20 protein-coding genes are annotated in these 20,655 nt (G+C 63.3%); 4 read left to right on the plus strand and 16 right to left on the minus strand.

From position 1 onward, the window contains the following. Window positions 1-41: 41 nt before the first annotated feature. From AC1RZR_RS29470 to AC1RZR_RS29515, 10 genes are all read right to left on the minus strand, one after another. On the minus strand, window positions 42-1,088 hold the full coding sequence (locus tag AC1RZR_RS29470) for an extracellular solute-binding protein (protein ID WP_481826815.1): 1,047 nt from the start codon (window positions 1,086-1,088) through the stop codon (window positions 42-44). A gap of 80 nt (window positions 1,089-1,168) precedes the next feature. Next, on the minus strand, window positions 1,169-1,972 hold the full coding sequence (locus AC1RZR_RS29475) for an ABC transporter permease (protein WP_481826816.1): 804 nt from the start codon (window positions 1,970-1,972) through the stop codon (window positions 1,169-1,171). Further along, on the minus strand, window positions 1,969-2,838 hold the full coding sequence (locus AC1RZR_RS29480; protein ID WP_481826817.1) for an ABC transporter permease: 870 nt from the start codon (window positions 2,836-2,838) through the stop codon (window positions 1,969-1,971). Before AC1RZR_RS29480 ends, AC1RZR_RS29475 begins: the two co-directional genes overlap by 4 nt. Before the next feature lie 7 nt (window positions 2,839-2,845). Then, window positions 2,846-3,844: an ABC transporter ATP-binding protein gene (locus AC1RZR_RS29485; RefSeq protein WP_477273521.1), complete on the minus strand. Its 999-nt coding sequence runs from the start codon at window positions 3,842-3,844 to the stop codon at window positions 2,846-2,848. Between the two features lie 210 nt (window positions 3,845-4,054). Continuing rightward, window positions 4,055-5,146 carry an ABC transporter ATP-binding protein gene (locus AC1RZR_RS29490; protein ID WP_481826818.1) on the minus strand — a complete coding sequence of 364 codons (1,092 nt, stop codon included), beginning with the start codon at window positions 5,144-5,146 and terminating at the stop codon, window positions 4,055-4,057. A 4-nt stretch (window positions 5,147-5,150) separates the two neighbouring features. Beyond that, complete coding sequence (locus AC1RZR_RS29495) at window positions 5,151-6,080, minus strand: ROK family protein (RefSeq protein WP_481826819.1); 930 nt, start codon at window positions 6,078-6,080, stop codon at window positions 5,151-5,153. Further along, complete coding sequence (locus AC1RZR_RS29500) at window positions 6,080-7,123, minus strand: SIS domain-containing protein (RefSeq protein WP_481826820.1); 1,044 nt, start codon at window positions 7,121-7,123, stop codon at window positions 6,080-6,082. The genes AC1RZR_RS29495 and AC1RZR_RS29500 overlap by 1 nt, the downstream gene beginning before the upstream one ends. A gap of 61 nt (window positions 7,124-7,184) precedes the next feature. Then, complete coding sequence (locus AC1RZR_RS29505; RefSeq protein ID WP_481826821.1) at window positions 7,185-8,060, minus strand: carbohydrate ABC transporter permease; 876 nt, start codon at window positions 8,058-8,060, stop codon at window positions 7,185-7,187. 8 nt (window positions 8,061-8,068) lie between these two features. After that, window positions 8,069-8,956 carry a carbohydrate ABC transporter permease gene (locus tag AC1RZR_RS29510; protein ID WP_379092222.1) on the minus strand — a complete coding sequence of 296 codons (888 nt, stop codon included), beginning with the start codon at window positions 8,954-8,956 and terminating at the stop codon, window positions 8,069-8,071. A gap of 98 nt (window positions 8,957-9,054) precedes the next feature. After that, entirely contained in the window at window positions 9,055-10,314 is a 1,260-nt protein-coding gene (locus AC1RZR_RS29515; protein ID WP_481826822.1) for an ABC transporter substrate-binding protein, read from the minus strand. A 195-nt stretch (window positions 10,315-10,509) separates the two neighbouring features. Here AC1RZR_RS29515 and AC1RZR_RS29520 point away from each other — a divergent pair, with 195 nt between their 5' ends. The 4 genes from AC1RZR_RS29520 (at window position 10,510) to dhaL (ending at window position 14,227) form a co-directional block, all read left to right on the plus strand. Continuing rightward, the gene (locus AC1RZR_RS29520; RefSeq protein WP_481826823.1) at window positions 10,510-11,550 is read left to right on the plus strand and encodes a Gfo/Idh/MocA family protein; all 1,041 of its coding nucleotides are present in this window, start codon (window positions 10,510-10,512) and stop codon (window positions 11,548-11,550) included. A 5-nt stretch (window positions 11,551-11,555) separates the two neighbouring features. After that, window positions 11,556-12,320 carry a GntR family transcriptional regulator gene (locus tag AC1RZR_RS29525; RefSeq protein WP_477274111.1) on the plus strand — a complete coding sequence of 255 codons (765 nt, stop codon included), beginning with the start codon at window positions 11,556-11,558 and terminating at the stop codon, window positions 12,318-12,320. A gap of 230 nt (window positions 12,321-12,550) precedes the next feature. Then, window positions 12,551-13,558 (plus strand): dihydroxyacetone kinase subunit DhaK, encoded by a 1,008-nt coding sequence (locus AC1RZR_RS29530; RefSeq protein WP_477273504.1) that lies wholly within the window; start codon window positions 12,551-12,553, stop codon window positions 13,556-13,558. Window positions 13,559-13,585: 27 nt separating this feature from the next. Then, on the plus strand, window positions 13,586-14,227 hold the full coding sequence (gene dhaL / locus AC1RZR_RS29535; protein WP_481826824.1) for a dihydroxyacetone kinase subunit DhaL: 642 nt from the start codon (window positions 13,586-13,588) through the stop codon (window positions 14,225-14,227). Between the two features lie 24 nt (window positions 14,228-14,251). On the opposite strand, the gene derI is transcribed toward dhaL, so the two are convergent. The 6 genes from derI to AC1RZR_RS29565 form a co-directional block, all read right to left on the minus strand. Further along, complete coding sequence (derI, locus tag AC1RZR_RS29540; protein WP_111547084.1) at window positions 14,252-14,689, minus strand: D-erythrulose-4-phosphate isomerase; 438 nt, start codon at window positions 14,687-14,689, stop codon at window positions 14,252-14,254. A 93-nt stretch (window positions 14,690-14,782) separates the two neighbouring features. Then, window positions 14,783-15,550: a triose-phosphate isomerase gene (locus tag AC1RZR_RS29545; RefSeq protein ID WP_481826825.1), complete on the minus strand. Its 768-nt coding sequence runs from the start codon at window positions 15,548-15,550 to the stop codon at window positions 14,783-14,785. Between the two features lie 39 nt (window positions 15,551-15,589). Next, the gene (locus AC1RZR_RS29550; protein ID WP_481826826.1) at window positions 15,590-16,531 is read right to left on the minus strand and encodes a sugar phosphate isomerase/epimerase family protein; all 942 of its coding nucleotides are present in this window, start codon (window positions 16,529-16,531) and stop codon (window positions 15,590-15,592) included. Continuing rightward, window positions 16,531-18,048: a glycerol-3-phosphate dehydrogenase gene (locus AC1RZR_RS29555; RefSeq protein ID WP_481826827.1), complete on the minus strand. Its 1,518-nt coding sequence runs from the start codon at window positions 18,046-18,048 to the stop codon at window positions 16,531-16,533. The genes AC1RZR_RS29550 and AC1RZR_RS29555 overlap by 1 nt, the downstream gene beginning before the upstream one ends. Continuing rightward, entirely contained in the window at window positions 18,045-19,604 is a 1,560-nt protein-coding gene (locus AC1RZR_RS29560; protein ID WP_481826828.1) for an FGGY-family carbohydrate kinase, read from the minus strand. Before AC1RZR_RS29560 ends, AC1RZR_RS29555 begins: the two co-directional genes overlap by 4 nt. A 106-nt stretch (window positions 19,605-19,710) precedes the next feature. After that, the gene (locus tag AC1RZR_RS29565; RefSeq protein ID WP_481826829.1) at window positions 19,711-20,652 is read right to left on the minus strand and encodes a D-ribose ABC transporter substrate-binding protein; all 942 of its coding nucleotides are present in this window, start codon (window positions 20,650-20,652) and stop codon (window positions 19,711-19,713) included. Window positions 20,653-20,655: the final 3 nt, after the last annotated feature.

Below are 20,655 nucleotides of genomic sequence, written 5' to 3' on the forward strand. Positions count from 1 at the left end.
AACGCCGCCCGTACAACGGGCGGCGTTTTGCGTCACAGGTCTTACTGGCGCAGATTGGTCCAGATCCGGTCATAGGCGCGGATCGCCTTCTCGTCGCATGACGGTGCAAACGAGATTTTCAGGTCGGCCGGCGGGTTGAACTCCGGCGAGCCGCCAATATCCGCCGCCAGATATTTGTTCGATCCAGCGATCGCACTCTGGTAGCCGGTGTATTTCTGCTGCAACGCGATGTTTTCGGGATCCATCAGGAAGTTGAGGAACTTCTTGGCATTGTCGACATTGGGCGCGGTAGAGGGAACGGCGACATTGTCCATCCAGCCGACAACGCCTTCCTTGGGATAGACGTATTTGACAGTCGACTTCTGCTGGCGTGTCGCCAGCGCCTTGCCCGACCACTGCTCGTGCATGACCGTCTCGCCCGCGACCTGGCGTTCGACGATGCCGTCGGAATTGTAAACCTTGACGAAGGGCTTTTGCGCCTCGAGCAAGGCGTCGAGTTCCTTCAAGTCCGCCGGATTGCTGTTGCACTGATCCTTGCCGAGATAGACGAGCGCCAGCGACATTACCTCGGTCGGCGACCCGAACATACCGACCTTGCCCTTGAGTTCCGCCGGAGGATCGAAGAGCGGCTTCAGGCTGTCGGTCGGACCCTTGTAGACAGCGGTGTCGACCGAATAGGACGTGGTGCCCCACACCCATGGCACGGTGTATTTCGAATCCGGGTCCCAGGGCCGGTGCTGCCATTTTGGATCGACGTTCTTGAAATTCGGCATCGCCGCAGCGTCGACTTCCTGGAACAGCTTCTGCTTGACGAAGATCGGCACGAAGTCGTTGCTGATGATCATCACATCGTAGCCGGCAGCGCCCGAGCTCAGCTTGGCGAGCGCGGTCTCGTTCGAATCGTAGGTGTCGATGGTGACCTTGATGCCGGTCTCCTCCTCGAACTTCTTGATCATTTCGTCCGACGTGTAGTCGGTCCAGTTGTAGATGTGCAGCTCGCCGGCGTCGGCAAGCGCGGTGGTGGTGATCGCCCCCATGATGGCGGCGGCCAGGGCTATTCCCGAAAGTCCTTCTTTCCATTTGGTCACGGTCGTTCTCCTCTGGTTTTGTTTTCTTGTTGTGACCGTGATCCTTTCCGAAAACCGGCTTCCACGTTTCGGGATCATGGTCAGGCAAATCTGTTGCGCCGCCCGACGAGCAGGGCCGCCGCGACGAAGACGATCGAAACGGCAAGAAGGATGGTGGAGATGGCGTTGACTTCCGGCGTCACGCCAAGCCGCATCATGCCGTAGATGTAGACCGGCAAGGTGGTCGAGCCGGCGCTCGACACCATCATCGAGATCAGGAAATCATCGAGCGAGACGACGAAGGCCATGATGGCGCCGGCCGAGATCGCCGGCAGCAGCAAGGGCAGCGTGACGCGGCGAAACAGCCGCCACTCGTCGGCGTAGAGGTCACGGCCGGCCTCCTCCAGCGTGCCGCCCATGTCGCGCAGCCGCGCCTGGACCGGCAGCAGCGCGAACGGGATGCAGAAGACGGTGTGGGCGATCATCAGGTTGATGAGCCCGTGATGCATGCCGACACCGGAAAAGAAGATCAGCGTGGTGATTGCCACGACGATCTCCGGCACCACCAGCGGCATTGCGATCAGCGCCGTTGCGGCGCTGCGTCCGAAGCGCAGCCGGCCGCGTTCCAGCGCCAGCGCGCCGGCAGTGGCGATGGCTGTCGAGGCAATGGTGGCGACGATCGCGATGATGACGCTGTTGAAGGCGGCGTCGCGGATCGAGCCGTTGTTGGCGACCGCCACGAACCATTTGAAGCTGAAGCCGGCCCATACGGTGACAAGCCGGCTCGAATTGAAGGCGTAGATCACCAGGATCAGCAGCGGCGCGTAGAAGAACACGAATATCAGCGCGGTGTAGGCCGACAGGCCGGGCGTGTGCCGCCAGTCAAAGGGTTTCGCGCCAATCATCGCCGCTCCTCCTGGGTCTTGCGCGAACGGATGACGAAGACGGTCAGCACGACCACCGTCACCACGGTCGACAGCGCGGCCCCAAACGGCCAGTTGCGCGACGAGGTGAACTGCATCTGGATCAGGCTGCCGATCAAAAGCTTCTTGCCGCCGCCAAGCAGGTCGGGGGCCAGGAACGAACCGAGCGCCGGCGCAAACACAAGCGTGGCGCCGGCCAGCGCGCCGGGTCTCGCCAGCGGCCAGACGATGCGCCGGAAGACGGCGGCGCGGCTGGCGTAGAGATCGTGCGCGGCCTCGATCAGCCTGGGGTCTATGCGCTCCAGCGTCGAATAGATCGGCAGCACCATGAAGGGCAGGAAGGTGTAGACGAGGCCGAGCAGGATCGACCCGTCATTGTATAGCAGCGGCAGCGGATCGGAGATGATGCCGGCATGGCGCAGCGCGCCGTTCGCCAGCCCTTCGTCACGCAGGATGAGGATCCAGCAATAGGTGCGGATCAGCGTGTTGATCCAGAACGGCAGCGTCACGGCGAACAGCAGGACCCGCCGGCGCTCCGGCGTCTGGCAGACAATGTACCAGGCAACCGGCAGGCCGAGCACAAGGCAGATGCCGGTCGTGGCAATGGCCAGGTAGATCGAGCGCAGGATGATCAGGGCATAGCTCGGGGAAAACACCAGGCTGTCGTCGAAGTCGCGCTGATAGAGAAACTGGAGATAGGCGTCGAATGTTGCAGGGGCGGTGACGCCGCCATAGGGATTGGCGGTCATGAAGGAATAGGCGACCGCCAGAAAGAGCGGCAGCACCATGAAGATGCCGATGACCAACATGGCGGGGGCAATCAGCAGATAGGTGCGGTTCGGACCCATCGCCGCCTCAGTTCGCCAGTTCGCGTTCGACGTCGCGGGCCCAGTCGACGACGACCCTGTCGCCTGTCGCCAGCGCCGAACCGCCGCGCGAGCGCGAATGCAGCCGTGCTCCCTCTTCCAGGACAACCTCATAGAGTGTGTCGGAGCCGAGGAAGGTGATGGCGGAAACCGCTCCCCTGGCATGGCCCCTGACGCCATCCAAAGCCGGCGACACAACGATGTGTTCGGGACGCACGACGATCGTCTTCGCCGGGTCGCGGCCAAGGGCTGCGCCCGGCAGCAGGTTGGACTCGCCGATGAAGTCGGCGACGAAGCGATCCTGCGGATTGTCGTAGATGTCCCGCGGCGTACCGACCTGCAGCACGTCGCCGCTGCGCATCACTGCGATCCGGTCCGACATGGCCAGCGCCTCCTCCTGGTCGTGGGTGACCAGTACGAAGGTGATGCCGGTCTCGCGCTGCAGCCGTTTCAACTCGCTCTGCATGCCCTTGCGCAATTTGAGGTCGAGGGCCGACAGCGGTTCGTCGAGCAGAAGCACGCTCGGCTTCGGAGCCAGCGCGCGTGCCACCGCGACGCGCTGCTGCTGGCCGCCCGACAATTGCGCCGGGCGGCGCGCGGCGAAGCCCTCGAGCCGCACCATTTCCAGCGCTTCCCGGACCCGTTCGTCGATCAGCGATTTCGGCGCGTTCTGCATCTCCAGACCGAACGCGACATTCTCGGCAACGCTCATATGCGGGAACAGCGCGTAGCTCTGGAACACCGTGTTGACCGGCCGCTTCTGCGGCGGCAGAGCGGCGACGTCGCTGCCGGCGATGCGGATGGCGCCCGAGCTCGGCGCCTCGAAGCCGGCAATCAGGCGCAGCAGGGTCGTCTTGCCACAGCCGGACGGACCGAGCAGCGTGAAGAACTCATTGTCATAGATTTCGAGGCTGACCTCGTTCAGCGCGTGAACCGGATCGGCGTCCCTGGTCACGAAGGATTTTGACACGCTTTGGATGTCGATCATGACCGGCAATTCCTGGGACTGCGGTGAGATGGCCGGGCGTGTCGAAGGCCATCGCGGCTGTTCGGAACCGCGCCTAAAAATTCGCTCCAAAATTATATTTGTCAACAAATAATATATTGTTTTTGCTTTTTGACACGCGAAAGTGTGGCAGGGACCCGGCTATCCGCCGCGCCGACGCCTTCGCATGTCGTGGCGATACGCCGGTGGCGTTCAGAGCACCTTGCCGCTGTCGGGATCGAGCAGGTGCATGTGGGCCATGCCGAGCGAGAGCGTCGCCACCTCGCCGGGCTTCGGTGTCGAAGCCGGATCGATGCGCGCCGTCGCCTCCGCGCCGGCGATCAGCACATGCAGCAGCGTCTCCATGCCCATCGGCTCGACAACCTCGACGGGCGCCCTGATGTCGACGACGTCGGGCCGCTCGCGCTGCTCGGTGATGTGTTCGGGACGCAGGCCGAATTCGAGTTCGCGTCCGACATGGCTGGCATAGCGTGCGGTACGGGCAGCCGGGACGGCGAGCGCCGTGTCATCCGTCAGCACCACTGCGAGCCGGTCGCCGCGCGCTTCCAGGCGGCATTTGAAGAAGTTCATGCCGGGACTGCCGATGAAGCCGGCGACGAAGCGGCTGGCCGGCTCATGGTAGAGATCGTTGGGCGGGCCGATCTGCTCGATGCGCCCCTTGTTCATCACCACGACACGGTCGGCCAGCGTCATCGCCTCGACCTGGTCATGGGTGACGTAGACCGTCGTGGTGGCGACCATCTGGTGCAGCTTCTTGATCTCGGCGCGCATCTTCACCCTTAGCTTGGCATCGAGGTTGGAGAGCGGCTCGTCGAACAGGAACACTTTCGGCTGGCGCACCATGGCGCGGCCCATCGCGACGCGCTGGCGCTGGCCGCCGGACAGCTGGTGCGGCTTGCGCTGCAGCAGTTCGCTGAGATCGAGGATGTCGGCGACACGGGCGATGCGCTGCGTCACCTCGCCGTCCGGCACTTTGCGGATGCGCAGGCCGAAAGCCATGTTCTGCGCGACGGTCATCTGTGGATAGAGTGCGTAGCTCTGGAAGACCATCGCGATGTCGCGATCCCTGGCCTGGACGTTGTTGACCAGCCGGCCGCCGATATGGATCTCGCCGCCGCTCGGCCTGTCCAGTCCCGCCACCATGCGCAGCGTCGTCGACTTGCCGCAGCCCGACGGTCCGACGAGGACAACGAATTCGCCCTCGGCGATCTCGAGATCGATATCGTGCACGACCTTCAGATTCTGGAAGCTCTTGGAAACCTGCCTCAGTTCGACATCCGCCATGGCGCTATTCCTTTGCCGTCGGCGCGAACATGTCGAGCGCGAGCGCCGCAGCACCGATCACGCCGGCGTCGTTGCCATGCTCCACCGCCACGATCACCGGCGGGCGGCCGGGCTTGAGCAGCACGAAATCCCTGACATTGCGGGCAATGCGGTCGGTGAAGAAGGGACCGGCCAGCGCCAGACCGCCGCCGATGATCGCCGCCTCGATGTTGAGCATGTTCGACATGATGCCGATCATCTGGCCGAGCCAGCGCGCGACCTCATCGACAACCTGCAGCGCGATCGGCTCGCCCTGCTTGGCGAGATCGCAGACCGCCTCGGCGTTGGTGGCGTCGGTGTCCGGCTTGAGCTGGCGATAGCGGTTGACGAGCGCGCGGGCGCTGGCCAGATTCTCGACCATGCCCGGCACCGGATCAGCAATGTCGGTGCGGGCCGGATCGAGCGAGATGCAGCCGAGCTGCGGCGGCAGACCGTCCGGACCGTCGATGACCTTGCGGTCGATGACCATGGCGCCGCCGATGCCGGTGCCGAGCGTCAGCAGCGCAAAGCGGGAGAAGGGACGTCCGGCACCGTGCCGCATCTCGCCATGCGTGGCGCAGACGGCATCGTTGCGGACGATGGCCGGGACGCCGAAGCGAATACCGAACAGCTTTGACAGCGAACCCTTCAGCAGCGCGGGGATGGCCGGGCAGCGGCCGTTCAGCATGCCTGTCTCGGGATTTGGGGTGCCCGGCACACCAATGCCGATGGCCGCGATGTCCGGAAACTGCCGCGTCAGGTCCTCGGTGGCCTTGGTGACCTGATGGACGAAATCCGGGAACTCGATGTCCCGATGCACTGGGACAGTGCCGCGCGCCAGCACCTTGCCCGAACCGTCGACGGCGCCGAGCTTGACCAGGCTGCCGCCAATGTCGATTCCGATCGCGGTTACCATCAGGCCTCCTTGCGGATGCGCACGTTGAGCCGGCGCCCGAGGTTGGGATAGATCATCTTGTCGGGATCGATGCCGCGCGCGATCGCCAGTTCGCAGCCATACCATTGCAGCGGCATTGGTGCCCAGCAACCGGCGAGCCATTGCTGTTCCGGCGCCGTCGGCCAGCTGACATCGAGATCGAAACGGGTCGGGTGGCCCGAGAGATTGAGGACGACCGCTCGCGGCCCCAGTTCGGCCAGCGCCTCGCCGAGATTGGCGGCGACCTTCGCCTCGGTGTCGGTCTGCGCGATGGCAATCACGAGGCTGTTGTCCGTCGTGCCATAGACATGACCGTGCAGGGCTTCTTCCGTGTCGAAGGCGGCGGTCGGCACGCCGCTGATCTCGGCAATCTTGAGGGACGCCTCAAGTGCGGTGCCGAGATGCGTCGCCTGTCCGGCGACAAGTATGTAATCGGGGACGCCGAAGCGGGCGATCAGATCCTTCGCCGCGGCCAGACCGGTTTCCGCTGTCTGCTCCAGCTGCGCGAGCAGTCCGGACAGATCGACCGTCTTGTTGGCGAGCTTGGCGGCAACCGCCAGCACCGAGATGACGGTGGCCGTATAGCCCATGGTCTTGGGGCCGACCGTCTCCGGGCCGATCGGCATGACGATTACCTCGGCACCGGCCTCGGTAATGAGGCTGCCCTCCTCACCGGTAATGACCAGCGTCGGAAAACCGCGCGCCACGGACAGGCGCACCGCTTCGATTGTGGTGATGCTCATGCCGGACTGCGAGGCGGCCAGCACCAGTGTAGGCTGGTCCGATGCCCTGGGCGGCAGGCGCAGGAAAGCTTCCGGCTCCTTGGCGATCACCGACGCGCCCGTCCCTTCCTCGAGCGCCTCGGCGCCGGCCAGCAACGCATTCATCGAGGAGCCGGTGCCGAGCAGAACGATCCGCTCCGGCTTCTGGCGCAGGCTGGCGAACCGGTCGAGATCCGCGCCGATGGCGGCGGGCAGACCGGTCAGGGTCGAAGGCTGCCGGCGGATGTATTTGCCTATCTGCATCTTGATGTTCCATCAGTTCGAAATTGGAGTCTTGCGAAAATCTGTTCCTCGGGACGTCTGGCTATTTGCTGTAGCCCTTGCTGAGGCCGCTGATGAATTGCCGCGAGAACAGGGTGAACAGCAGGACGAGCGGCACCGCGCCAAGCGTCAGCGCGGCGAGAAGTGCCGGATAGTCGTTCATGAACTGGCCGACGAATTGCTGCACGCCGAGCGTCACCGTCTGGTTCTGCCGGCTTGGAGCCAGGATCAGCGGGAACCAGAGGTCGTTCCAGACCGGCAGCATCGTCAGCGCGGCCACCGCGGCGAGGCCCGGCCTGACCAAAGGCAGCACGATCCAGAAGGTGCGCAACTCGCTCGCGCCATCCATGCGGGCCGCCTCCTTGAGATCGGTAGGCACCGTGCGGAAATAGGTGACCATCAGCGTCACCGCGATCGGGATGCTCATGGCGGTGTAGACGAGGATGAGGGCCGCCAGCGTATCCATCAGCTTCCAGGCGAGCATCATCTGGATGAGCGGGATGGTGCCGAGCCTGATCGGCAACATGATGCCAAGCACGAACAGGCCGCCGAGCAGCGATGCGACCCGGACACGGTATTCGACCAGGGCGAAGGCGGCGAGCGTCGACAGGACCACCGTCAGCACGATCGTGGTTACCGTGACGATCAGGCTGTTGCGGTAATTGACGATGAAATTGCCACGGGTGAAGACCCGCCTGTAGCCCTCGAGGCTGAACGTCTTGGCCGTCGGCAGGTCGAACGGGCCGCCGAAGATCGCCGGCGTCGTCTTCAGCGAATTGATGATGACGATCAGCACCGGTCCGATGGCAAGGACAACGAAGAGGATCAGCAGCGCGTGCACGATGATGCGCTCGACCGTCCAGGGTTCGCGATCCTGGCGACGGCGGGCAACGGGAATGGTGAGGTCCGGGGCGCTCATATCCGCTCCTAGACCGAGTAGGATTTCAGGCGGCGCTGGATCAGCCAGAAATAGGCTGCTGTCACCAACAGAACCGTGAGGAAGATGACCGTTGCGACCGCAGCACCAAGGTCGAGATCGGCAAGCTGCCCGCTCGAACCGAAGAAGGTGCGGTAGAAATAGGTGCCGAGGATATCGGTGCTGTAGTTCGGCCCGGGTGCCGATCCGTTGAGCGCGAACACGAGATCGAAGCCGTTGAACGTCCAGATGTAGGTCAGGATCGCGATCAGGCCGAACTGCGGCGCGATCAGCGGGAACTTGATCTTCCAGAAGGTCGTCCAGCCACCGGCGCCATCGATGTTGGCGGCTTCGACAAGCTCGTTGGGCACCGCCAGCAGGGCGCTGTAGAGGAAGACCATCGGGATGCCGAAATATTGCCAGACCGACATCAGCGAGATGGTGGTGAGCGCGGTCGATTCCGTACCCAGCAGCGGAAAGCCGACCAGCCCCCACAGCGGATTGATGATCAGGCGCCAGACGAAGCCGACGATGACCACCGACAGCGTCGCCGGTATGAACAGCAGCGTGCGGTAGATGCCTTCCGACCGCGCCAGTTTTCCCGACGTCAGCAACGCCGCCAGCAGCAGTCCCATCGGCACTTCGACAATCAGATGGATGGCGAAATACTGCATGTTGTTCAGAAGCGCATTCCAGAAGCGGGCGCTGATTGTCGGATGAGTGAACAGGCGCTGGTAATTGGCGAGGCCGACAAAGGTGTCACCGGAGGCGCCATTGGTCTGGAAGAAGCTCATCACGATCGAGGTCGCCAGCGGCAGCACTGCGAAGACCAGATAGACGGCCAGGGCCGGCAGCACGAACAGCAACAGGTTTCTGTGGGCGGCAGCGGGAGATATCAACTCAAGACCTCATGTTCACGCCGGCATGGTGCGCGGCGTGCCCGGAGGCTTCGCGCATGCCTCGCCGGCTGGCAAGGCATGCGCGAGGCGTTCCCAGGTTACTTCTTCTGCGGCCCGTACCAGGAGGCGAGTCCGGCCTGAAGCTCGGTCGCGACCTGCTGCGGGGTGACGTCCGGCTTGGTGAACATCACCTGCAGCAAGCGCCAGGTCTCGTCGTCGAGCGGCGGCGTGCCGGCGCTCAGGCGATCCAGCGCCAGCCGCGGCGTCAGCTCAGCACCTTTCTTCAGGTCGGCGAAATCCTGCGCCAGCTTGTTCTTGTAAGTGACCGGCTTGCTGCTCATGGCAAAGAAGCCAGGCGCGGCATTGACGTAGAGTTCCTGGAATTCAGGACCGGCAACCCAGTCGAGGAAGGTCTTGGCCGCGTCCTTGTGCGTGCTCTTGGCGTTGATGCCGATGCCCATGTCCGGCATCTCCTGCAGGTAGCGCTGGTCGCCTGCCTTCGGCACCGGCGGACCGAACACACCGACGTTGAGGCCGGTCGAGGTCGCTTGGTTGATGTCCCACGAACCGTCCGGGAGGATGGCCGCCTTACCGAGCGTGAACAGCTGCGTCATGTCGGCATAGTTCAGGCTCTCCTGTCCGGCAGGCAGGAACGGCTTCCAGGCTTCGAAAGCTGCAATAGCATCGACGAATTCGGGGTCAGTCAGTTTCTTCTTGCCGTCGATCAGGCCGAGCCGGCCCTCCTCGCCTTTCCAGTAGGCGGGGCCGATGCTGTAGAGACCATTATAGGCGAGTTGCCAGGATTCGGCCGAGCCGTAAGCCAGTGGCGTATAACGGCCGTCCTTCTTGATCGCCTGTAGGACATCGATGAACTCGGCGTTGGTGGTCGGCACCTTGAGGCCCAGTTCCTTGAAGATGTCGGCGTTGTAGTAGAAGCCGGCGAGCACGGCGGCGACGGGCAGACAGTAGGCCTTGTCGTCGGCGCCCGACCACGCTGCGCGGGACGTCTTGTCGAAGTTTTCCAGGCCCGGCAGCCCTTCCAGCGGTTCGAAATAGCCGCGCTTGATCCATTCGCGGTTCACGTCGAAGGGGCGGCAGGTGATCAGGTCGCCGCCGGCGCCGCCTTCGATCTGCGACTGGACGGCGGCGTTGTATTCATTGGTGTTGATCGGCGCGAACTCGACCTTGATGTCGGGATGCTTGGCTTCGAAGGCGGGCAGGATGGTGTCCTGCCAGACCGCGATGTCCTCGGTGCGCCAGCTGTTCAAGGTGATGGTGACAGGGTCTGCAAAAGCGGCGCCGACGCCGCCTGAAAACATCACGCCAAGCGTTGCCGCCAGCGGGATCGATACACGCATGGAACGCATTTTCCTGCTCTCCCTCAAGATGGTGCCTCGTGTGGATTCACGATTTTGCACTGTTGCCTGGGACCATACCTACTGATACATGTTGTGACAAGTGGTATTGTGTTGTCTTTTCCTGTTGAATGGCCTCGTGCCCCGACCGGGCACGGCAAACAGACAGGGCACACGGTCTGGATTTGGGAGGACTTGATGATTGGAGTTGGAATTCTAGGCTCGGGTTTCATCGCCGAGACCTATGCGGACTCGCTGCTCGACGTGCGCAACGCCGAGCTCGTGGCCTGCTCGTCGCGCAGTTTCGAGCGTGCGGAAGCCTTCGCGAAAAAATGGGGTCCAAAGGTTACCGCCCACAGGGATATCGACGCCCTTTGCGCCGATCCGGCTGTCGAGCTCGTGGTGATCGCTCTGCCCAACGAGATCCATCTCGAAGCCGTCAGGATTGCCGCCGGGCACGGCAAGGCCGTCATCTGCACCAAGCCGTTGGCGCGCACGGGCAAGGAAGCGCAGGAAATCCTCGACATCGTCCAGCGCGCCGGCATCTGGCACGGCTATGCTGAATGCGCCGTGTTCTCCCCCAACATCGCCAAGGCCCACCAGATGATACAGGCGGGGGGCATCGGCAATCTCCTCACCATGCGCGCCCGCGAAGCGCATTCGGGGCCGCATGCGCCGCATTTCTGGAACGCCGAGCTCGCAGGCGGCGGCGCCCTGCTCGACATGGGCTGCCACACCGTCGAAAGCGCGCGCCACTTCTTTGGCAAGGACAATCTGATCACCGAGGTGATGGCGTGGGGCGCAACGCTGGTCCATGGCGACAAGACGACAGGAGAAGACACCGCGATCGCGCTGTTGAAATTCACCGGCGGCCAGCTCGCCACGATCGAATCGTCATGGATCGAGAAAGGCGGCATGCAGCTTCGCCACGAACTGGTCGGCTCGGCCGGCCGCATCGTCACCGACACTTCGGTCGGTCCGGTCTGGGGCTTTATCGAAAAGCCGGTGGGCTATCTGGTTGAAAAGGCCGATTCCGAGACTGGCTGGGTCTATCCGGTGCCCGAGGAGACCCGGGCCTACGGTTTTTCACAACAGATGCGGCATTTTGTGGAACACTTCGCGGCGGGGACAACGCCACTGGAAACCTTCGAGGACGGCGTCATCGTCAACCAGGTGATTGACGCCTGCTACCGTTCGATGCGAACCGGCGTCTGGGAGAAGGTGAAGGCGGATGGGTGACTGAGATGGAGGGCTCGCCACTGCAGTCGGACGGACCCGAACCGCTCTGGCGGCAAGCGGCCGATGCGATCCGGCAGGAGATCGCCACCGGCAAACTTGCCTCGGGGGCGCGCCTGCCGGCCGAGCGCGATCTGTTCACGCGCATGTCGATCAGCAGGGTGACCTTACGCAGGGCGTTGCAAAGCCTTGTCGAGGAAGGTGTGCTGACGCCTTCACACGGGCGCGGCTGGTACGTCTCGGCCAAGGTGCCGAAGGAGTTTCCAAACACGCTGGAATCCTTCAGCGAAACCGCGAAGCGCCTCGGCCTGACACCCTCCTCCGACGTGTTGCGCGCCGCGGAAGCGCCTGCTTCGCTGGACGAGGCCGAGGAGCTTTCGATCGCCCCCGGCGCCACGCTCTTCCACCTGGAGAGGATCCGGCGCCTCGACCAGGTTCCGGTCGCCGTCGACACCTCGTTCTTCGCCCTCGCTCTTGTTCCCGACCTCAGCGGGGTCGATTTTCGAACCGCGTCGCTGTTCGGCTTGCTGATCGATGCAGGCGTCGACCTGGCCCGCGCCGAAACGACGATCGAGGCGCGCGGCGCGGATCCTGTACTGGCGCGCCATCTCGACATCGACGTGGGCAAATCGACCCTGGTGATGCGCCAGCTCATCGTCGATGCGGCCGGCCGGCCGCTGCTCTCCTCAACGATCCGATATGCCGGCGACCGCTATCGCCTCCGCACGTCGTTTTCGCGGACAGGCAGGTCCTCGGGCCGCGGTCCGGGTTGACCGCCGGGACTTTTCCGAGACAATCGCAAGGACCGGCCAATTCTTGACCCGCCACCCGGCGCAAGTTCAATTCGGGTCTGGCGAAACCCGACTAGACGCGTCCGTCCAGGCATGGCTCGTCAACGGTGGCGGCGCGAGGACACCTCAGCGCGTGAAATGCTCGCAGCCGGGTGGAAATCCCGATAACACCCGGTATCATCTGCAAAAATATCGAAATCGGGAGGCTGCCGGTGCAGACCAAGAAGATCATCAATGACGGCAACCGCGCCGTAGACGAGATGCTGGAAGGCATCCTGGCCGCGCATCCCCGCCATCTCAAAAGCCTGGACGGCAGCCGACGCTCGATCGTCGTCCGCGACGGACCGCGCCAGGGCAAGGTAGGCCTCGTCATTGGCGGCGGCTCGGGCCACGAGCCGAGCTTCCTCGGTTTCGTCGGCAAGGGGCTGGCCGATGCGGCGGCAATCGGCAACGTCTTCGCCTCGCCGCCACCCGATCCGATCCTCGAATGCGCCAAGGCGGTCAGCGGCGGCTCCGGCGTGCTGTTCATGTACGGGAACTATGCCGGCGACGTGATGAATTTCGACATGGCCGCCGAGATGGCGGCGATGGACGACATCGAGGTGCGCACGGTGCTGAGCACCGACGATGTCGCCTCGGCACCGCGTGACCAGCGGCACAAGCGGCGCGGCGTCGCCGGCAATTTCTTCATCTTCAAGGCGGCCGGTGCCGCCTGCGACCGGATGCTGTCATTCGACGAATGCGAGCGCATCGCGGGGAAGGCCAACGACCACACCTTCACCATGGGCGTGGCGCTGTCGCCCTGTTCGCTGCCGCAGACCCGCCGGCCCAATTTCGAGATCGGGCCGGACGAGATGGAGATCGGCATGGGCATCCATGGCGAGCCCGGCATCGCCCGCGAAAAGCTGAAGACGGCCGACGAGATCACCGATGAGATGCTGGACAAGATCCTCGACGAGATGGCGCCGGCGCGTGGCGACAAGGTCGCCGTGCTCGTCAACTCGCTCGGCTCGACGCCGCTGATGGAGCTCTACATCATGAACCGGCGGGTGAAGCAGAGGCTCGATGATATCGGTGTGTCGATTCATGCGACGTGGGTCGGCAACTACTGCACCTCGCTCGAAATGGCCGGCGCCTCGATCACGCTGCACCAACTCGACGGTGAGTTGCAGACGATGCTGGACCATCCTTGCGACTGCGCCATGTTTCGCGCTGGCTAAACCTGCTCTGCGGCAAGGGACAAGAACATGACGACAATCGACACTGCCCGGCTTGCCAGCATGTTCGCGGCCATTGCAGACGCCATGTCAGCCGACAGGGACCGGTTGTGCGCGCTTGACGGCATCATCGGCGACGCCGACCACGGCATTGCGATGGAGCTCGGATTTTCAGCGGCACGCGATGCGGTCGCGGCGCTGGATACCGGGTCCACCGATCCGACCACATTGCTCAACACGGCGGCAAAATCGTTCCTGAGTGCCGTCGGCGCCTCCTCGGGTCCGCTCTATGCCACCGCGTTCATGCGCGGCGCGGCAGCCGTCAAGGGCAAGGCAACGCTCGACGACGCCGACGCAGTTGCAATGTTCCAGGCCATGGCCAAGGGCATTCAAGATCGCGGCAAGGCCGAGCCAGGCGAAAAGACGATGATGGATGCATGGGCGCCGGCAGCGCAGGCGGCGGGCGAGGCGCTGGCCTCCGGCAAGGGTCTGGCCGGCAGTCTCGAGGCTGCCGCGCAGGCGGCAAAGGCAGGCGCGGAAGCGACGAAGGCGATGATCGCCACCAAGGGCCGGGCCTCCCGCCTCGGCGAACGCTCGCTTGGCCATATGGATCCAGGCGCCGCGTCCGCCGTAACCATGATCGAGGCGATGCGGGACGCCTTGACCGTCTAGTTCAACCAGTCAGTCCCGACGCCTTCAGCGCTTGCTGTCGAGCTTGTCGATGGCCTGAACGTTTGCGGCGGACGGACCGTTCGGATCAAACTCCGAAGCGAGCCACGCGTCGGCGATCGATTTCGCCAGTTCGGGACCGATGACGCGGGCGCCCATGGTGATGATCTGGGCGTTGTTGGACTTGGCGGCGCGCTCGGCGGAATAGGTATCGTGGGTCAACGCGGCGCGAATACCTGGGACCTTGTTGGCGGATATGCTGACGCCAATGCCGGTACCGCAGAACAGGATGGCCCGGTCGTAGCTGCCGTCCAGAATTTCGTGGCCGACCTTGGCGGCGATATCGGCGTAGTATCCGGCCTGGCTGAGATCAACGACCTGCAGCTCCGGCTTCGTGGCGAGATGCTTGGCGATGACATCGAGCAGCGGCTTGCCGGCGCTGTCGGCTCCGAGTGCGATTTTCATGGCGATGAACTCCTTTGCTTTCTTGTCGTAGAGTGGTTGACGCAAGTCCGGATGGAAAACCGTTTCACACTCTTCCTGGAATTGCTCTGACGGTCAGCGCCCGATGGCGGCCGACGCCTTTTTCAGAATGTCGATATAGCCTTCCGCTTGCCATGCCGAGCGACCGATGAACAGGCCATCGATATGCGGCTGGCCGATCAATTCGGCCGCGTTGCCAGGATTGACGCTGCCGCCGTAGAGCACGAGCGGGGCAGCCGGCAACCGGCTTGCAGCGACCTGCTTGATCAGCGCCTGCTGCTTGTCGGCATAGCCGGCGCTTGCCGGGATACCCTTCTCGCCGATCGCCCAGACCGGCTCGTAGGCAAAGAGGATTTCTGCCGACAATTCATCGTCCTTCAGACCGTGTAGCGCCCCGAGAACCTGGGCAGTCAAAATGTCATCGGCGCGGCCGTCTTCGCGCTCGGCCAGCGTCTCTCCAACGCAGATCAGCGGCACGAAACCGTGCCTGACTGCGGCCGCAGTCTTCAATCCGACAGTCGCATCCGTTTCGCCGAAATGCTCGCGGCGCTCGCTATGGCCGAGTTCGATCAGGTCGAGCCCGCAATCCCTGAGCATCACCGGCGAAACCTCCCCCGTCCAGGCACCGGCGTCAGCCCAATGCATGTTCTGGGCGCCGACTTTCACGCGGGTCGCGGCCAGCGCCGCCTTGACCTCGCGCACGGCGGTGAACGGCGGAATGACGAAAGGTTGTATCGCCTGATCGAAACCGGGCACGAACGCCGCCAGCGCATCGGCAAACTCCAGCGCTTCCGTCAGCGTCTTGTTCATCTTCCAGCTCGTGCCGACCCAATATGGGGTCATTCTTTTCTCCTTAGATCCGAGATTCGGACGGCGCTTGATTCATTCAGCCCGTGGCTTGAGACTGTCACGGCCACTGTCGATGTAAGGCGCCCAGAAATCCACCGACTCACGGATCATCTCGATCACCTGATGATCGACCGGTTCCCTCTCCCTGAAGGAAAGTTCAAGGCAAATTTCATTGTCGGTTCCGCCGCCCTGCCGCACCGTGTCGAGCAGCTTCTGCGGAATTATGCGGCCATCCTTGTTGTAGGCGGCCGTGAACGGCCAATGCCCGCCCTTGTTCATCGACGACTGCTTGATGTGGATGATCGGCGATTGCAATGGAAACGCTTTCGCCCAGGCATAGGGATCGGTATCGGCAGGATCGGGCGAAGTGACGTCGCCATGGTCGATGTCCACCATCATCTTCATCGGTATGGGCAGCTTCGCCGCATCGATGGCGCGCTGCAGGGCAACGCAGCTCTCGATCCTGTGGCCGAACTCGCGGCCCACCGACATCGGCTCCCAGAACAGGTATGTCAGCCCCGCCGCCCTGGCGTGTTCGGCAACCTCGCGCCAGCATTCGAGCGCGATGTCGAGAAGCACTTCCCGCCGTTGCGGATCGTCGTAATCCTTGTAGGTGAATATGGCGAACTGCGTGCCCATGCCCGAAGCGCCGAGTTCGGCGGAAATGTCGGCGAAGGTCTTGAACCAATCGACATAGTAGCGCCGGACATCCGCGTCCGGATGGCCGAAATGGTTGAGCCGGCCATAGGGTCCGGTCATGCCGGAGGTGATCCTGACACCGGTCCGCAAAAGCGCGCTGTTGAACCGGCGCAGGAATTTGGCAATCGTCGCCGCCGGCCAGCCCGGGTTGACGAATTCGTGCGTCAGCTGCACGTCGCGGATGCCGATGCCATAGGCAATCGCGTCGATCAGGTCGTCGGGATCGGCAAAGCGGTTGACCAGCGGGTTGGTGTTGAGGGAAAGCGTGAAGGCCATCAGTCTGCCGTCGCCATGATGTTACCGAACCAGTCTTCGAATGTCTTCCGCTCGGCTGCATTGATATGCAGGCCATGTTTGGTACGACGTTCCAGGATATCGGCTGATGTGCCCGCCCATTCGGTCGCGACCAGGAACTTTGCCTCGCGTTCATAAAAATCGGGGCCGAAGCGGCGGCCGAGATCGGCCTCGCCAAGTGCCCCGGCGAGCAATTGTCTGGCACGGGTGCCGTAGCTTCGAGCGTAGTGCTTCACCAGCGACGGGCCGAGCCACGAAAACTCGGTGTGCAGGTCGCTCAGGAACTGTTCGAAGTCTGCGTTCGGCAGGTCGCCTCCCGGCAAGGCGGCAGTCGCCGTCCATGCCTTCTGCATCGTCGGAAAGAACGGCTGGATTTTTTCCAGCGCATGCTCGGACAGCTTGCGGAAGGTGGTGATCTTGCCGCCGAATACCGAAAGCAGCGGCGCGCCGCCATTCGGAGCGTCGAGTTCGAAAATATAGTCGCGCGTCACAGCACTTGGATTGTCGGCATTGTCGTCATAGAGCGGACGCACGCCCGAGAAACTATGGACCACGTCCTTTGGTGTCAGCTGCCGCTTGAAATAGCGATTGACCACCTTGATCAGATACTCGACTTCGCTTGCCTCGGCTGCCACTTCCTCGGGCCTGCCTTCGTAGGGAATGTCGGTCGTGCCGATCAGCGCCAGATCATTCTCGTAGGGGTTGACGAAGATCACCCGCTTGTCGCTGTTCTGGATGAGATAGGCCTGCCGTCCGTCCCAGAACTTGGGCACGACGATATGGCTGCCCTTTACCAGCCGAACGTTGCGGGTGGAATTTTGCCCGGCGACGCGGCTTACGATGTCGTTGACCCATGGCCCTGCCGCATTGACCAGCGCCCGCGCGCGGACTTTCGTGACCGCACCCGTGCGGCCATCCTGCATGTCGATCGACCACAGTCCGCCTTCGCGGCGCGCCGCGACACAGGCGGTGCGCGTGAGCACCCTGGCGCCGCGCTGCCTGGCGTCCAAGGCGTTGAGCAGCACCAGGCGCGCATCGTCGACCCAGCAGTCGGAGTATTCGAAACCGCGCTTGAATTCGTCCTTGATCGGCGCCCCTTCCGGCGCTGTTCCCAGATTGAGCGTCCTGGTTCCCGGCAGCCGTTTGCGGCCGCCAAGGTGGTCGTAGAGAAACAGCCCGAGCCGGACCAGCCATGCCGGCCTGTCTTCCGGGCTGTGCGGAAGCACGAAGCGCATCGGCCAGATGATGTGCGGCGCCGCCTCGAGCAGCACCTCGCGTTCGATCAGCGCTTCGCGAACCAGCCGGAATTCATAGTACTCCAGATAGCGCAGGCCACCATGCACAAGCTTGCCCGAGCGCGAGCTGGTTCCCTGCGCGAGATCATCCTTTTCGCACAGGATGACGGACAGCCCGCGACCTGCCGCATCGCGCGCTATGCCGGCTCCGTTGACACCGCCGCCAATCACGAAGAGATCGACGACATCTGTTGTATTGCTCAAGACTTTGCTCCTGTGCGGCGCGCCATGCCCTTCCACACCGGCCGAAGCGCCTGGTGCGCCGCGACGAAGGAAGGAAAGAGCGCATCGTAGGTTTGCGAAAGCGCCTCGTCATAGGCATCGCAGTCGCCGAGAAGCGGCGTCACCCACTCGGCAGCGCAGTCTTCCATGGAGCCATAGATGCCAAGGCCGACGGCGGCCATCATCGCGGCACCCGCCGCACCTGCTTCCTGGCGGCTGCTCGTTCGCACTTGGGCCCGGGTCGCGGCTGCAATGATGCGACGCAGAGACGGGCTGCGCGCAGCACCCCCCGACAGCCGGATCTCGCTCGGCACGGCGCCCATCGCCTGGTAGCAATCACGGGCGGCGAAGGCCAACCCCTCAAGGACGGCGCGCGCCAGATCACCGAAGCCGTGCTTGACCGAAAGACCGATGAAGCCCGCGCGCGCGTTAGGGTCGACGAACGGTCCGCGTTCGCCGGCGAGCGATATGTAAGGCTGGTAGACCAGCGATCCCGGTTCCGATCCCTCCACCCAGACGTCTAGCGCCTTCAGCAATTCGTCACGCGAGAGCTCGGCGCCGCCGGCAGTGAGCACGTCGCGCGCAAGGCCAAGCAGCCAGTCTATGTTGAGCGTCGCCGCCATGTTGGACTGCAGCTGTGCAAAGGCACCCGGAACGGGCATGGCGATCGTATAGCCGGACCCATCGTCGTTGAGCACGACATCACCGGGTGTGCGGGCGAAGCGGGTGTGTATGCCGGTCGAGCCGATGACCGTACAGCCGACATTGCCTGAGGGATCATAGAGCCCGGCTCCGAGCGCTGTCATGACCATATCCACGTAGCCCAGGACAACAGGCGTACCTTCAAGCAGGCCGGTCTCTCCCGCTGCCGAGCGCGATAGCGGATGATGGTCGGTGGTGCCTTCGAGCATCGGAGGCAACAGGCGGCGATGCGTCGTCAGACCCAGGATGTCGAAGACTTCGTCGGAATAGCTGCGCGAGCGAAAATCGCCGAAGGTGAAAGTTCCTTCGGACGGATCGGTGGCGCGTTCGCCCGTCATCTTGAAGTAGAGCCAATCCTTGCAATGCAGTGCGGTCGCCGCCCGCTCCAGCATGTCCGGATTGTTCTTTTTCATAAAGGCAAGCTGGGCGCCCTGCTGGCAGGAATTGAGCCCCGTGCCGGTCAGGTCAAACCGCGTGCGATCGCGGGGATCGGCGCGCATCTCGTCCACCAGATGTCCGGCGCGGGCGTCAAGCCACAGCCAGGCGCGCGAGACAGGCAAGCCGTCGCCATCGATCAGCCAGGTTCCGTCGCCCTGCCCGGTGATGGCAACTGCCGCGGTTCGTTGCGCGAGGTCGGGAATTTTGGTCGCCAGGTCGCGAACCGTCTGTGCCATGTCGCGCCAGGTCTGATCCAGGTCCTGCTCGGCGCCGCCACCTTCCAGCGTGACGAAGCTGTTGGTCACCGACGTCATGGCGAGCTGCCGCCCGGACAGATCGAAAGCGACCGATTTTATCACCGACGTTCCCGCGTCGATCCCGATCAGCAGATCTTTCATGCCGCAAATTCCGGTTGGTTACGAAGGCAATTGACAAGCACAATCGTGTCGTCTCAAGCCGTAGAAGAGGCAGGGAGTGTCCGCAAGGACACCCCCTGTGCAGGTTTCATTCCGACAGCACGAAGGGTGCGGTGTACTTGTCGACATTGTCCTTGGTGATGAGAAGGCAATCGAACAGCTGCTTCTCGGTCGCGGCACCGGTGGCACCGCTCTTGATGAACGAGTTCGCCTGCTGCACGGCCTTGGCCGAGAAGATGGCGACTGGCTGAAGCACGGTGTACTGCAGTTCGCCGGACTTGATCGCCGCAACCGCGTCCGGAGAGCCGTCGAAGCCGCCGACCTTGATGCCGGAAAGCTTGCCGGCTTCCTTCAGAGCAGCAACCGCGCCGAGCGCCATTTCGTCATTGCCGCTGATCACGGCGATGATGTCGGGATTGGCCTGCAGCATGCTCTGCATCTTGTCGTGGCCCTTGGTACGATCCCAGTCGGCGACCTGCGAGGCGGCCTTCTCCAGGTCCGGATATTGGCTCAGCACGGTCGCGTAACCGTTCGAGCGTGTGGCGGCGTTGTTGTCTGACGGGGCGCCGAGGAGTTCGACATATTTGCCCTTTTCGCCAACTGCCTGCACCCATTGCTGGGCACCCAGAGCAGCACCCTGAGCATTGTTGGAGACAAGCTGCCCCTTGGCGAGGCCTTCCTGGTTGATCTCGGCGTTGACGAGGAAGACCGGGATGTTGGCGGCAATCGCCTTCTTCACCGCACCGACAGAGCCGTCGGCGTTGGCCGGGTCGAGGATGATCGCAACGGACTTGTTGGTGATAGCGGTGTCGATCAGGTTGCTTTCCGTGTTGGTGTCGCCCTTGTGGGCGGCGACGTTGGCCGTATAGCCGAGCTTCTCGGCCTCGGCCTTGGCGACGTTGCCTTCGGTCAGCCAGTAGGGGTTGGCCGGATCGTTGACGATGATCGAGATCAGGCCTGCGGCCGACGCGGCGGCCGTAAACCCGACGACCATCGCGGCTGCAAGCAGACTTTTCAGCATTGTTTTCATGTA

The organism is Mesorhizobium bavaricum, from assembly GCF_056781655.1.

Coding starts and splice junctions, on each gene's coding strand:
- AC1RZR_RS29475 (WP_481826816.1), bottom strand. CDS start 1,972: ATGATTGGCGCGAAACCCTTTGACTGGCGGCACACGCCCGGCCTGTCG.
- AC1RZR_RS29480 (WP_481826817.1), bottom strand. CDS start 2,838: ATGGGTCCGAACCGCACCTATCTGCTGATTGCCCCCGCCATGTTGGTC.
- AC1RZR_RS29485 (WP_477273521.1), bottom strand. CDS start 3,844: ATGATCGACATCCAAAGCGTGTCAAAATCCTTCGTGACCAGGGACGCC.
- AC1RZR_RS29490 (WP_481826818.1), bottom strand. CDS start 5,146: ATGGCGGATGTCGAACTGAGGCAGGTTTCCAAGAGCTTCCAGAATCTG.
- AC1RZR_RS29495 (WP_481826819.1), bottom strand. CDS start 6,080: ATGGTAACCGCGATCGGAATCGACATTGGCGGCAGCCTGGTCAAGCTC.
- AC1RZR_RS29500 (WP_481826820.1), bottom strand. CDS start 7,123: ATGCAGATAGGCAAATACATCCGCCGGCAGCCTTCGACCCTGACCGGT.
- AC1RZR_RS29505 (WP_481826821.1), bottom strand. CDS start 8,060: ATGAGCGCCCCGGACCTCACCATTCCCGTTGCCCGCCGTCGCCAGGAT.
- AC1RZR_RS29515 (WP_481826822.1), bottom strand. CDS start 10,314: ATGCGTGTATCGATCCCGCTGGCGGCAACGCTTGGCGTGATGTTTTCA.
- AC1RZR_RS29520 (WP_481826823.1), top strand. CDS start 10,510: ATGATTGGAGTTGGAATTCTAGGCTCGGGTTTCATCGCCGAGACCTAT.
- AC1RZR_RS29525 (WP_477274111.1), top strand. CDS start 11,556: ATGGAGGGCTCGCCACTGCAGTCGGACGGACCCGAACCGCTCTGGCGG.
- dhaL (WP_481826824.1), top strand. CDS start 13,586: ATGACGACAATCGACACTGCCCGGCTTGCCAGCATGTTCGCGGCCATT.
- derI (WP_111547084.1), bottom strand. CDS start 14,689: ATGAAAATCGCACTCGGAGCCGACAGCGCCGGCAAGCCGCTGCTCGAT.
- AC1RZR_RS29545 (WP_481826825.1), bottom strand. CDS start 15,550: ATGACCCCATATTGGGTCGGCACGAGCTGGAAGATGAACAAGACGCTG.
- AC1RZR_RS29550 (WP_481826826.1), bottom strand. CDS start 16,531: ATGGCCTTCACGCTTTCCCTCAACACCAACCCGCTGGTCAACCGCTTT.
- AC1RZR_RS29560 (WP_481826828.1), bottom strand. CDS start 19,604: ATGAAAGATCTGCTGATCGGGATCGACGCGGGAACGTCGGTGATAAAA.
- AC1RZR_RS29565 (WP_481826829.1), bottom strand. CDS start 20,652: ATGAAAACAATGCTGAAAAGTCTGCTTGCAGCCGCGATGGTCGTCGGG.